The organism is Janthinobacterium sp. GW821-FHT03A03 (assembly GCF_059421435.1).
Map to the genome: position 1 here is coordinate 203,783 of NZ_JBWKUZ010000001.1, position 13,394 is coordinate 217,176.

Here is a 13,394-nt window from a genome sequence, read left to right on the forward strand (position 1 = left end):
TTCTTGAGCAAGTTTCAGCTCCGGCGGCAACTGCCGCAGCGTTCTCAACATAACTAAAATACAGGTGGAGACAAGATGAAGCAATCGATGGCAACGGGCACCCGCACGTCCCGACACAATACACGGCTGACCTTGAAAGCCACGGCGGCCGCGCTGGCCGGCGCAGGGCTACTGAGCGGAGCTTCCGTCTGGGCGCAACAGGCGCCCGCCGCGAAAACACCGGTGGAAGAAACGGCGCCGGCAGCAACTCCGGCCGACAGCGGCATCGCCGTCGTCGCCGTCACGGGCGTGCGCCGCGCCGCGCAAAGCGCGCAGACGATCAAGAAAAACAGCGACCAGGTGGTCGACTCCATCGTCGCCGATGAAATCGGCAAATTCCCCGACAAGAACGTGGCCGAAATCCTCGGCCGCGTGACGGGCGTGCAGGTCCGCCGCGAAGGCGGCGAAGCGGGCACCGTCATCATCCGCGGCTTGCCCGGCGTGGTGACCCTGCTCAACGGCCGCGAGATGTTCACCTCGGTGGGCCGCAGCCTGTACCTGGCCGACATTCCGACGGCCATGCTGCAGCGCGTGGACGTGTACAAATCGCAGGGCGCCGACATGGTCGAAGGCGGCACGGCCGGCGTGGTCGACGTGCGTACCAACCGCCCGTTCGACTTCAAGGGCTTTACGGCATCGGGCAATGTGCGCGCCGAACACCGCGACAAGGCCGGCTCGACGGACCCGAACGTCAGCGGCATGGTCTCGAACCGCTGGAAGACCCCATACGGCGAATTCGGCGCCCTGCTCGGCCTGTCCTACCAGCGCGGCAGATACTATGACGAGACGATCTGGAACGCCGAACCCGTCAAGCGCCCCGAAGCGGGCAACATCACGGGCCCCGATTCCGTCGGCATGATCCCGACCGTGGGCGACCGCAAGCGCTACGCGGCGAATGCCGCCTTCCAGTGGCGTCCGAACTCGCAGGTGGAAGTGTATGCGGAAGGCATGTCGACCCTGATCAAGCATGCGTTCGACAGTCAGTTCTTCGTCGGTTCGCTGCCCTGGGGGCAAAATCCCGACATCACCCTGATCCCCGGCACCAGCCAGGCGGCCACGGTGGGCAAGATCGACGGCCCGTGGTCGCCGTTCACCCTCGGCTCGACCCAGGCGCGGCGCGACCGCTCGATCGGCTCGCAAGGCGCCATCGGCGCGCGCTGGGACATCACGCCGCAGCTGCGCGCGACGACGGAACTGGCGCGCACGGTGAGCAACTTCGAGCGCGAATTTCCCATCCTCGACTTTCTCGCCCACCCGACCAGCGTGATCGGCAGCACGAACGTCAACGGCGGCGCGCAGATCAGCTACCCCGGCTACAACATGCTGGACCCGAAGAACTACACGCTGCTCGGCTTCTACGATAACCACAGCCACGACGAAGGCAGCTCCACCGACTGGCGCGGCGACGTCAGCTACGACATGGACAGCACGGGCTTTTTCCGCGAATTTTCGGGCGGCGTGCGCCTGGCCAGGCGCAAGGCGGAAGCCATACGCGAAAAGAACGTGCAAGGCGGCCTGGCGTCGCCCATGACTGCGGACGCGATTCCCGGCCTGGCCTGCGCCTCGCACAAGAACACGGGCAACTTCGGCCTGCAAAGCTGGCTCACGCCCTGCCGCGACTTCATGCTCAACAACACAGCCGTGCTGCGCCAGCTGTTTACGGGCAGCAGCGAGCGCAGCCCGGACGATCCGATGACCCACTACAAGGACGTGGAGAAAACCAATGCCGTCTACGGCAAGGCGCGCATCGGCTTTGATCTGGCGCAAGTGCCGGTCGACGGCACCTTGGGCGTGCGCGTGGTGCAGACCAAGCAGGACTTGCAAGGCAATTCCGCGCAAGACGGCATCGTCACGCCGGTGCGCGTGAAGACGTCGGATACGGACGTGCTGCCCAGCCTGACCCTGAAAGCCATGCTGCGCCAGGACCTGATCGCCCGCCTGACGGCCGGCAAGGCCGTGCAGCGCCCGAACTTCGCCGACTTTAACCCCGGCGTGACCCTGGGCCAGAGCCTGGAAATGGTGCGCCCGACTGGCAGCGGCGGCAATCCCGACCTCAAACCCGTGGAAGGCAAGAACCTGGACGTGGCGCTGGAATGGTATTTCGCCCAGACGGGTTCCGTCACGGCCACCGTCTTCCGCCACAATTTCAAAAACTACATCCTGTCCGGTTCGGCCAAGGAAACGTACGGCGGCATCGAGTACGACATTACCCGCCCGCGCAACACCTCGAAGGGCCACCTGCAAGGTCTGGAAATGGCTTACCAGCAGTTCTACGACAAGCTGCCCGGCTGGATGAGCGGCCTGGGCTTGCAGGCCAACGCCACCTACATGACGGGCGAACTGGAAGAACTCAATGGCAGCGCGCACCCGTTCACGGGCATGTCGAAGTGGTCGGCCAATATCGTCGGCCTGTACGAACAGGGACCGTGGTCGGCGCGCCTGGCCTACAGCTGGCGCGACAAGTACGTCGACGACTACAACTACCGCGGCAAGGGCATCCACCTGACCGTTGCGCCGACGAAAACCCTGGACGCGTCGGTCTCGTACAAGCTCAACCCGAACACCACGGTAACGCTGGACGCGAACAACCTGCTCGACTCGACCTACCGCGACTACCACGACACGCCCGAGTATGTGCGCGATGTGCGGCGCTATGACAAGGTTGTCGGCCTGTCCGTCCGCTGGAGCTACTAAAAACGTCCAGCACGTTGTTGCCGCGCCTCGCCGTACTGTACGTACTGTCTTCGGCGCGGCGCCTAGCCCTCGACGTTCTTAGCACCGGCAGTAACACCTGAGCAAACCGGCTGCGCGGCGCGCTTTACGGCCGGCGATGATTTTGTCAGGTGTCGCAGCATCGTTGAAAAACATATTTTCTTCCTTCGGGGGTTTGCAGCGCCAGCCGGCCACGGTTAGCGTTTTTTTGCCTTGTGGAATCTATCCGACATAGGAATTGATGTGGCGCAAAGTGGTGCTACCGGGGCGCTTTTATGCTGGCAGCTTGACTAGCGAACCCGGCGGGGACAGCATGCGCGATGCACGGCACGTCGATATACAGTTATTTCAACCCGACATCCCGGTACGGCTCGACATGCGCACGGCGGCGCTGGTCGAACATGCGCTGGCCTTGCAGGAAATGGCCGGCACGGGCGCCGCCGCCCTGTTTCTGCACTGCCACGACGTGCCGCTGCCCGTCGCCCTGCGCGTGCTGACGACGGGACCGCGCCGCAAGCCGGCCGGGCCGCACCTGTTTGCCCGCCTGCGTCCACGCACGGCCGCCCGGGTGCAAGGCGCGCCGCTACCGGCGCGCTGACGAATCCTGTACCATCGCCGCAACGACACTCACGATGCAAGGCAGGCGATGCAGGCAGCAAGCACCAACGACAATTATGCGGCACTGATGGACCTGATCAAGGCCCGCTATGCGGGGCTGAGTCCGCAATTCCAGGCCGGCGCCCGCTACCTGGCCGACCATCCGGACGACGTGGCCGTTTCCTCGATGCGCAGCATCGCCGCGCGGGCCCAGGTGCAATCGGCCGCCCTCGTGCGCCTGGCGCAGCAGCTGGGCTTTGCCGGCTGGCCGGAACTGAAAGCCATCTTTGTCGAACGCCTGCGCGCGGGCCCGGCCGGCTATGCGGCAAAGGCGGGTGCGCTGGCCGGCAAGGATAATGACCTGGTCAGCGAAGTGTTCACGGCGCAGCAGCGCAACCTGGCCGCCACGGAAAGCACCAACCACGCCGCCCTGGACGCGGCCGCCAGCCTGCTGCAGGCGGCGCCCCGCGTCCACGTGGCGGGCTTTCGCGCCGCCCACCCCATTGCCTACACCCTGCACTACCTGTACCGGCTGCTGCGCCCCAGCGTCCAGCTGCTGAGCGGCCAGGGCGGCACCCTGGAAATGGACTTGCGCGCCCTGCAGGCAGGCGAAGCCGTCGTCGTCGTCAGCTTCGCCCCGTATTCGAGCGAAGCGCTGCTGGTGGCGCAGGCGGCGCGCCAGGCCGGCTGCCAGGTCGTCGCCATCAGCGACAGCGCCATGTCGCCGCTGGCCCTGCAGGCCGACGCCAGCATCGTCATCGCCATCGACAGCCCCTCGTTCTTCCCTTCCATCGTGGCCGGCGTCGCGGCCGTGGAGAGCCTGGTGGAATTGCTGGTGGCGCGCGCGGGACCGGATGCCGTCACGGCCATCGGCGCGGCGGAAAGCCAGCTGCGGGCGCTGGGCGCCTACGCAAAAACATCAAATGATGCAAATTAAAAACAGATACATCAAACGTTGCAATGCGGCGCAACGCATCCTATAATCGGCCATTCCCACTTGCCGACAAGAAAGCGATGCCATGAGCCATGTCTTCCACCGCAGCCTGACCGCCACCTACCCTGTCGCCACGGGCGGCGACGGTCCCTACCTGATCGATGCCGATGGCAAGCGCTACCTGGACGCCTGCGGCGGCGCCGCCGTCTCCTGCCTCGGCCATTCGGATGCGGCCGTGATCGCCGCCGTGCAGCGGCAGATTGCCACGATGGCATACGCGCACAGCTCGTTTTTCACCAGCGAGCCGATGGAGCAGCTGGCCGATTTCCTCGTCGAGCGGGCGCCAGACGGCATCGACAGCGTGTATTTCGTCTCCGGCGGCTCGGAAGCGGTGGAGAGCGCGCTCAAGCTGGCGCGCCAGTATTTCGTCGAGCGGGGCCAGCCCCAGCGCCGCCACGTCATCGCCCGCCGCCAGAGCTATCACGGCAACACCCTGGGCGCGCTGGCCACGGGCGGCAACGCCTGGCGCCGCCAGCAGTTCGAGCCGCTTCTCATCGGCGTGACCCATGTGTCGCCCTGCTACGCCTGGCGCGACCAGCAGGCGCACGAAACGGATGCCGACTACGTGGCGCGCCTGGGCCAGGAACTGGAAGACAATATCGCCGAACTGGGCGCGGAGAACGTCATGGCCTTCATCGTCGAGCCCGTCGTCGGCGCGACGGCCGGCGCCCTGCCCGCCGTCGCCGGCTATTTTGCGCGCATGCGCGCCATCTGCCAGCGCCACGGCATCCTGCTGATCCTCGACGAAGTCATGTGCGGCATGGGGCGCACGGGCAGCCTGTTCGCCTGCGAGCAGGAAGGCGTCACGGCCGACCTGATCTGCATCGCCAAGGGGCTGGGCGCCGGCTACCAGCCCATCGGCGCGGTGATGGTGTCCAGGGACATCCGCGAGACCATCCGCGCCGGCACGGGCTTCTTCCAGCACGGCCACACGTACATCGGCCACGCCACGGCCTGCGCCGCCGCCCTGGCCGTGCAGCGGCAGATCGAGGAGCGCGATTTGCTGGCCAACGTGCGCGCCATGGGCGGCTTGCTGCAGGAGCGGCTGCGCCAGCGCTTCGGCGAGCACCCGCACGTGGGCGACATCCGCGGCCGCGGCCTGTTCCTGGGCCTGGAACTGGTGCAGGAGCGCGCCACCAAGCAGCCGTTCGACCCGGCCCGCCGCCTGCACGCGCGCATCAAGGCGCAAGCCATGCAGAATGGACTGATGTGCTACCCCATGGGCGGCACCATCGACGGCCTGCACGGCGACCACATCCTGCTGGCGCCGCCCTACATCATCGACGCCAGCCACGTCGAGGAAATCGTCGACAAGCTGGGCACGGCCATCGACGCCTGCCTGCGCTAACCGCGCCCGCTGTTGCCCACGGTGGACATCAGGCTGGCGCCGCAGCTGGTCTTGTGCCCATCGAAGGCCACGGGCACGCCATCGATCAGCACCTGCGGATCGCCCTCGGCGATCACGCAGCGCACATGGCCCTTGATCGGACACACGCAAGGATCGCCCTTGCGCGCCACGGCCACGCCCAGCACCGTGCTGTTCGGCGCCGCGCCCGCCACCTTGCCGCCGTGGCTGGTGGGGTCGTTCAAGCGGATTACGCCACGCATAATGCCTCCCTGTCCTTGTCCGGCACACAACGCGGCACCGGTCCATGCGGTGCCTCTCCCGTTGGCATTATCGGGTGCTACGAAACATTCGTCATTGCGTTCGCGCACATTGACGGCATGCCGGGCGCAAAAATAGCAATCGCCATCCGGCAGCAACTTTTGTTCACTCCTTGCCAATATTAATTGACTTATTCTAAACAATCGTTTTAAATCAGGATGTTACTCAAAATCAATCATCTTGGGCATTCAAACATCGCATTGACCCTCTCGATGCTGGACGCCCACGCTGATGCACTCTGAAGCCAAGGTATATGGAACTGCTCGACTCCCTGCGTCAGACCCCGCCGCAAGACGACACGATCAGCGGGCACTACGAAGTGCGCCGCTTGCTGGGCGAAGGCGGTTTCGGCCATGTATTCGAAGCGTGGGATGCCAAGCTGTGCCGTAGCGTGGCGCTGAAGCGCCTGAAACCGCAAGCCGACGTGCTGCATCCCGAAAAACTCATCAATGAAGCGCGCCTGGCCGCCTCGCTCAAGCATGCGGCCTTCGTGCGCATCTTCGCCATCGAGGGCCAGGGCACGGGCCAGTCCATCGTCATGGAACTGGTCGAAGGCCAGACCCTGGGCCAGTTCATGCACAGCGGCAAGGCGGATTTGCAGGCGGCGCTCGACATCGCCTACCAGATCGCCGACGCGATGGACGAAGCGCACGCGATGGACCTCGTGCACGGCGACCTGAAACCGTCGAACCTGATGCTGGAAGCGGATGGCAAGGTGCGCATCCTCGACTTCGGCCTGGCCCGCCACATCGACCCGCAAGCGACGCAAACGACTACCCTGTGCGACTTGCAGGGCACCATCGCCTACATGGCGCCCGAGCGCCTGATGGGCCGCCTGCCCGACACGCGCGGCGACGTGTATGCCTTGGGCGCCATGCTGTACGAAATGCTGGCCGGCCAGCGCCACTTCGCCCACCTGAACGGCCTGGCCCTGGCCGCCGCCCACATGCAGGCGACGCAGCCGTGGCCCGACCTGCCCGACTCCGTGCCGCCCGCCATCAACGCCCTCGTGCGCGCGATGACGGCGCACGACCCGGCCGAGCGGCCGCGCACCATGCGCGACGTGCGCGAGGCGCTAGGGGCACCAAGTAATGAGCAGCCGGCTCACGCTATGCCGAGCAAACCGGCGCCAAGTCCACAGAAAGCCATTTCGATCCGTTTTCACTTGCCAAGCCAACGCACCATGCTCGCCTGTGCGGCGGCCGTGATGCTGGCACTGGCCGCCTGGAAAGCACCAGAACTGATCGCCACCCGGCGCAGCGACAACGCCACAGCCGCCTATTCCGAGATAGCCTCCATGCGTTCCGGCATGGAGGCGCTGCGTACCTTCGATCGCGATACCAGCCAGACCCTTGCCATTGAAGAATTCAGCAAAGTGCTGGCGCATAATCCAGCCAACGCCGCCGCCGCGGCTGGCTTATCGCTGGCTTCGAGCTTGCGCTATATCGGCAATGGCCGCGACGACACCTGGCTGCAGCGGGCCGACGTGAGCGCCAGGCAGGCGCTGGAAGCCGACAACCAGCTTGCCCTGTCGCACGTGGCACAGGCGTGGGTACGGGAATTTCAGGGAAAGCGTGCAGAAGCCATGCAGGAAGCCACCGCTGCACTGAACCTGGAACCGAACAACTTGCTGGGCTTGTACGGCAAGACACGCATGCTGATTTATGCCAAAAATTACGACTTGGCCAAGGCTACTCTGGCCGTCGCCATGGCAGCCTATCCGCAAGAACACCTTTTTCACGCATTGCAGGGACGCATGTATTTTGAGCAAGGAGAGCTTGCCGCATCAGAACAGGCAATGCGCAACAGTATCAAGATGGATCCGCTGTCATCCGGTTCCTACGCAGGCTTGAGCTTGGTATTGCAAAGCATGAACCGCAACGAGGAAGCCGCGCAAGTGTTACAGCAAGGCTTGCAAATCCGCCCCCACTGGGAACTGTACAACAATCTTGGGACGTTGCTATTTACCAAGACCGACTACCTGGGTGCAGTGCGCGCCTTTGAGGATAGTGTCTCCGCCAGCAAAGGCAATCCGCGCGCCTATCTGCAATGGGCCAACTTGGCCGATGCGCAACGTTGGGTACCATCGCTGGCGGCCGCATCCATCCAATCCTACCAGCGCGCCATCGCCCTGCTAGCGCCCGTGCTTGAACGCACGCCAGGCGATACGACCGCCCTGTCGCGCATGGCGCTTTACCAGGCCCGTGTCATGCACAAGCAACAGGCGTTGGAGTTACTAAAAAAAACACTGGCGCAGGCCGAAACCAGCGCCATCGCATTTCGGGCGGCACTCACCTTCGAACTGATCGGCATGCGTACTGAAGCGATTGTTTCTTTAGAAAAAGCGGCAAAACTCGGCTATCCCTTGCACCTGATCGAATCGGAACCCGATTTCCTTCCATTGCGAAGGGATACTCGTTATCAACAATTTCTTATCAAATTAGAAAGTGACAGCAAAAAATGATGTATGAAAAGCCGTGGATGAAATTGTCGGTACATTTTGACGCCGACCAAACCAGCAACCAGCTCGACTATACCTTCACTTCCTGCGATGGCACAGCCGACCCGCGCCACGGCCCTTATATGGGCAGTGTTCACTTTCAAGCGGGCCAGCATGTCTACTTGGAAGTCAATTGCTGCGGCTCGGAAAAAAGCGGCTTCACCTCATTTCAGATCCTCGATTGCTGCATCATCAGCGTACCGCAGCTGACACAGATAGGCACCGGTATTCCGACCGTCTATTCCCCCCCATCCCCCTTCCTGCAAGCCGTAGGCGCCACCTATCCCCTGCAACTCGATTTTGTTTCCGAGCTGCTACCGCCAGATCCACTCCTGCCCGACCTGCGCCGCATACGCCAGGAATGGAAGCACACGCTTGATGTGGGCCACACGAAGGGACGCTGGGAAATATCATTCGTGCTGACCGTCCGCATCTTGCGGGGCGATAGTCGGCAACCAGAACTACGCGTCTTTTCTTTCGACCCGGAAGGCTCCATCGGCGGCGATACTGGACCAAATTAATTCCGCTCATCTATAAACAGGGGGATCAATGCAGATCCACGCTGCGACAGGACGTTGTACTCTCTATCAATCATGTGCCGCAGCGTCAAAGGCAGAAATTAGTCAGATCCAAGTGGAAGATCTGTACTTTTTCCCCGAAGAGACTGATATCGTGGAGATCAATGCCCATGCCTGTGACCATGACGGAATGACTGCCCTTGTTATCGTTTGACATTGCGATTCCTGCCCTTCGCTTCAAACAGATATATTCACGCCGCGCCGCCTGTCGGCGCGGCAGCCCCCCCATCCGCACGCAATACGCCGCCCCGCCCGCCGAAAGCGGTAAAATGACGGCCTTAACCCGAGCTGCGCCCACTGGCGCGGCCTGGCACGCACACAGCACCACCCACAGCCCGGCAGGCATGCGTTTCCCTGCCGCCGGACCAACGACAAAGAACACATGACCACCGCCCCAAAAGAAATCAACGCCGCCGCGGCAAAGAAAAATTCGGCTGAAAAGCTCACGCCCATGATGCAACAATATCTGGGCATCAAGGAAAACCACCCGACGATGCTGGTCTTCTACCGCATGGGCGATTTCTACGAGCTGTTTTTCGAGGATGCGGAAAAAGCCTCGCGCCTGCTGGGCATTACCCTGACGGCGCGCGGCGTGGCCAGCGGCAACCCCATCAAGATGTGCGGCGTGCCGTTTCATTCGCTCGACGGCTACCTGGCCAAGCTGGTCAAGCTGGGCGAGTCGGTGGCCATTTGCGAACAGATCGGCGATCCGGCCACCAGCAAGGGTCCCGTCGAGCGCAAGGTCATGCGCGTGGTCACGCCCGGCACCCTGACGGATGCGGACTTGCTGCCCGAAAAGGCCGAGCGCCCGCTGCTGGCCATGTGCAGCATCTCGCAGCGCAAGACGGTGACGACGGGTCTCGCCTGGCTGTCGCTGGCCAGCGGCGCCTTGAAGCTGATGGAGTTTTCCGGCGACAGCGCCACCGTGGCGGCGCGATTGCAGCAAGAGCTGGAGCGCATCGTGCCGGCGGAAATCTTGAGCGGCGACAACGGCAACCTGTTCGACGACTACGCGGGCACGCACATCAACCGCGTGCCGGACTGGCATTTCGACGTGGTGGGCGGCCACAAGGCCCTGCTCGATCAATTGGGCGTGGCGACCCTGACGGGCTTTGGCGCCGACGGCCTCGGCGCCGCGTTCGGCGCGGCCGGCGCGCTGCTGCGCTATGCGCAATCGACGCAGGGCCGCGGTCTGCAGCACGTGCGCTCCTTGACGACGGAAACGGAAAGCGAATTCATCGGCCTGGATGCGGCCACGCGCCGCAACCTGGAATTGACGGAAACCATCCGCGGCCAGGAATCGCCGACGCTATTTTCCCTGCTGGATCATTGCCGCACGGCCATGGGTTCGCGCATGCTGCGCCACTGGCTGCACCATGCGCGGCGCGACCAGAACGTGGCCCGCGCGCGCCATGAAGCCATTGCCGCGCTGGCGCAAAGCGAAGCGGCCGGTCCGCTCGCCGCCACCCTGGCGCAAGTGCCCGATATCGAACGCATCACCACCCGCATCGCCCTGCTGTCGGCCCGTCCGCGCGACTTGGCCGCCTTGCGCGATGGTTTATTACAACTGCCGGCCCTGCGCGGCGACGTGGTCCGTTGTTATGGCCCTGGCCAGGGCGGCGAAAGCGGTTTGCTGGCCGCCATCCACGCGGCCCTGGCCACGCCGACGGCCTGCCTGGACTTGCTGGTGCGCGCCGTGGCGCAGGAACCGGCCGCCATGGTGCGCGACGGCGGCGTGTTTGCCACGGGCTTCGATGCGGAACTCGATGAACTGCGCGCGCTGTCGGAAAACGCGGGCCAGTTCCTGCTCGACCTGGAAACGCGCGAACGCGCACGCACGGGCATCGCCAACCTGCGCGTCGAATACAACAAGGTGCACGGCTTCTATATTGAAGTCACGCACGGCCAGACGGACAAGGTGCCGGACGACTATCGCCGCCGCCAGACCCTGAAGAACGCCGAACGCTACATCACGCCGGAACTCAAGGTGTTCGAAGACAAGGCCCTGTCGGCGCAAGACAAGGCCCTCGTGCGCGAAAAGATGCTGTACGACCTGCTGCTCGCCGAGCTGGCGCCGCACATCGGCACCTTGCAGACCATTTCGCAGGGCCTGGCCCAGCTCGACACCCTGAATGCGCTGACGGAACATGCGCAGCAGCACAACTGGGCCGCGCCGCAACTGGTCGACGAGCCGTGCATCAATATCGTCGAAGGCCGCCACCCCGTGGTGGAAAAGCAGATCGAACGCTTCATCGCCAACGATTGCCGCCTCGTCAACGAACGCCGCCTGCTGCTGATTACCGGCCCGAACATGGGCGGTAAATCGACGTTCATGCGCCAGGTGGCATTGATCACCCTGCTGGCCTACGTGGGCAGCTACGTGCCGGCCGCGTCCGCCACCATCGGCCCCATCGACCGCATCTTCACGCGCATCGGCGCCACCGACGACCTGGCGGGCGGACGCTCGACCTTCATGGTCGAAATGACGGAATCGGCCGCGATTTTGAACGGCGCCACCGAGCACTCGCTGGTGCTGATGGATGAAGTGGGCCGCGGCACCTCGACCTTCGACGGCCTCGCCCTGGCCTGGGCCATCGCGCGCCATCTGATCGACACCAGCCGTAGTTTCACCCTGTTTGCCACACACTACTTTGAGCTGACGCAACTGCCGGACAGTCATCCGAGCGCCGCCAACGTGCATTTGTCCGCCGTCGAACACAAGGACAGCATCGTCTTCCTGCACGCCGTGCAAGCCGGTCCCGCCTCGCAAAGCTACGGCTTGCAGGTGGCGCAGCTGGCCGGCGTGCCGCAACCGGTGATCAAGGCCGCGCGCAAGCACCTGGCGCGCCTGGAAGCGCAGGCGCTGGACGCCACGCCGCAGCGCGACCTGTTCGCCGCACCGGCAGCCGATCCGTATGCGCAAGAGGAAGACGAGGCAGCGGCGGCGCCGCTGGCCGCGCTCAATGAAGCGCAGCAAGCCTTGCTCGACGCCATCGCAGACCTCGATCCCGATGCGCTCACGCCGCGCGACGCGCTGGAGCAGCTGTACCAGTTGAAACGGCTGGCCGCCGCATGACCATCGGGCGCCGCTTCGTTCGCCTGCCCCTGCTGGCGGCCGGCCTGCTGGCCGCTTGCCTGCAGGGACAGCCGGCGCTGGCAGCCCCGGGCGACCAGGCCGGCTTCGAGTTTGCCGTGCTGGGCCACTCCTTCAAGGCGGGGCCCGACGATGGCCCGCTGAAAAAAGCCATCGCCGACACCAGCGCCTTCAATGCCTCCTTCGTGGTGGCGACCGGCATCAAGGCGGCCAGCGAATCGTGCAGCGACAAGCTGTACAGCCAGCGCAAGGACTTGCTCGACGCCAGCGGGCCGCCGCTGATCGTTTCGCTGTCGGCCAGCGACTGGGCCAACTGCCGCAATTCGCGCGGCCGCATCAACGCCATCGAACGCCTGAACCGCCTGCGCGACGTGTATTTCGCGGACGACCAGAGCCTGGGCCAGCGCAAGCTGACCCTGTCGCGGCTGTCATCGACGGCAAAGTTCCGCAGCTATGCGGAAAACGCGCACTGGGAATACGGCGGCGTGCTGTTTGCCACCGTCAACTTGCCCGCAAATAACAACCATTTCCTGCCGGAAGCGGGCCGCAACAGCGAGTTCGAAGACCGCCTGGTGGCCAACCGTTCCTGGCTGCAGCGGTTGTTCGCCATGGCGCAGCGCAAGCAGCTCGACGGCATCGTGCTGTTTTCCGACGGCGACGTGGGCGTGCTCGATGAAGACGACAATTCGCTGCTGCCCAGTTTCAGTTCGAAACAGGATGGCTTTGCGGGGCCGCGCAAGCAGATCCGCACCCTGGCGAAGAAGTTCAGCGGCAAGGTGTTACTGGTCGATACACAGCGCGATGGCGACGCGGACGGCAAAGAGGGAAAAAACAAGAAGGCCACGGCCAGGACGGGTGCGCCGGCAATCCGCTGGAAAGGCAACCTGGGCCACGTCAGCATCGACAACGACTGGTCCGCCATCGCCGTGCGGCCCGGCAAGACGCCATACTTTGAGGTGCGTCAACGGGCCGTCAGGCCATCGGCGCAGGCCCGCGCCAGGGCGTCGACACTGCGCCGATAAAAGTGCGCCGCAATAAATAAAGGCCGGCACGCAGCCAGCCTTCATCTATCCAACAACAGACGTCACGACCAACAAACGTCACGACGCCTGACAAAACCGTCGCGAGCAGCGGCGCGGCGTGGCCGAGAAGCGCAACCGTACGTAAGTACGGGGGCGCCGAGCCGGTGAGCATCGCCGGCCGCGCCCCGCCGC

10 protein-coding genes are annotated in these 13,394 nt (G+C 64.2%); 8 read left to right on the forward strand and 2 right to left on the reverse strand.

The genetic code is table 11. The annotated features are described in order from the left end of the window. Nucleotides 1-75: 75 nt before the first annotated feature. From AC07VI_RS00940 to AC07VI_RS00955, 4 genes are all read left to right on the forward strand, one after another. The gene (locus tag AC07VI_RS00940; protein ID WP_492995372.1) at nt 76-2,733 is read left to right on the forward strand and encodes a TonB-dependent receptor; all 2,658 of its coding nucleotides are present in this window, start codon (nt 76-78) and stop codon (nt 2,731-2,733) included. Between the two features lie 304 nt (nt 2,734-3,037). Then, a complete protein-coding gene (locus AC07VI_RS00945; RefSeq protein ID WP_139842381.1) occupies nt 3,038-3,349 on the forward strand; it encodes a hypothetical protein in 312 nt (103 codons plus the stop codon). A 48-nt stretch (nt 3,350-3,397) separates the two neighbouring features. Further along, on the forward strand, nt 3,398-4,285 hold the full coding sequence (locus AC07VI_RS00950) for a MurR/RpiR family transcriptional regulator (RefSeq protein ID WP_492995374.1): 888 nt from the start codon (nt 3,398-3,400) through the stop codon (nt 4,283-4,285). A gap of 82 nt (nt 4,286-4,367) precedes the next feature. Continuing rightward, on the forward strand, nt 4,368-5,690 hold the full coding sequence (locus AC07VI_RS00955; protein ID WP_492995376.1) for an aspartate aminotransferase family protein: 1,323 nt from the start codon (nt 4,368-4,370) through the stop codon (nt 5,688-5,690). On the opposite strand, the gene AC07VI_RS00960 is transcribed toward AC07VI_RS00955, so the two are convergent. Further along, a complete protein-coding gene (locus tag AC07VI_RS00960) occupies nt 5,687-5,950 on the reverse strand; it encodes a PAAR domain-containing protein (RefSeq protein WP_492995378.1) in 264 nt (87 codons plus the stop codon). The genes AC07VI_RS00955 and AC07VI_RS00960 overlap by 4 nt on opposite strands. 311 nt (nt 5,951-6,261) lie before the next feature. Between AC07VI_RS00960 and AC07VI_RS00965 the strand changes: the two genes are divergently transcribed. Together AC07VI_RS00965 and AC07VI_RS00970 are read left to right on the forward strand one after the other, a co-directional pair. After that, nucleotides 6,262-8,472: a protein kinase domain-containing protein gene (locus AC07VI_RS00965; protein ID WP_492995380.1), complete on the forward strand. Its 2,211-nt coding sequence runs from the start codon at nt 6,262-6,264 to the stop codon at nt 8,470-8,472. Then, a complete protein-coding gene (locus AC07VI_RS00970) occupies nt 8,469-9,029 on the forward strand; it encodes a hypothetical protein (RefSeq protein ID WP_139842380.1) in 561 nt (186 codons plus the stop codon). Before AC07VI_RS00965 ends, AC07VI_RS00970 begins: the two co-directional genes overlap by 4 nt. Nucleotides 9,030-9,114: 85 nt before the next feature. On the opposite strand, the gene AC07VI_RS00975 is transcribed toward AC07VI_RS00970, so the two are convergent. After that, nucleotides 9,115-9,432 carry a hypothetical protein gene (locus AC07VI_RS00975; RefSeq protein WP_492995382.1) on the reverse strand — a complete coding sequence of 106 codons (318 nt, stop codon included), beginning with the start codon at nt 9,430-9,432 and terminating at the stop codon, nt 9,115-9,117. A gap of 36 nt (nt 9,433-9,468) precedes the next feature. Here AC07VI_RS00975 and mutS point away from each other — a divergent pair, with 36 nt between their 5' ends. Together mutS and AC07VI_RS00985 are read left to right on the forward strand one after the other, a co-directional pair. Further along, nucleotides 9,469-12,162, forward strand: coding sequence for a DNA mismatch repair protein MutS (mutS, locus tag AC07VI_RS00980; protein WP_492995384.1), 2,694 nt, complete (start codon nt 9,469-9,471; stop codon nt 12,160-12,162). Continuing rightward, on the forward strand, nt 12,159-13,202 hold the full coding sequence (locus AC07VI_RS00985; protein WP_086144058.1) for a hypothetical protein: 1,044 nt from the start codon (nt 12,159-12,161) through the stop codon (nt 13,200-13,202). Before mutS ends, AC07VI_RS00985 begins: the two co-directional genes overlap by 4 nt. Nucleotides 13,203-13,394 lie beyond the last annotated feature (192 nt).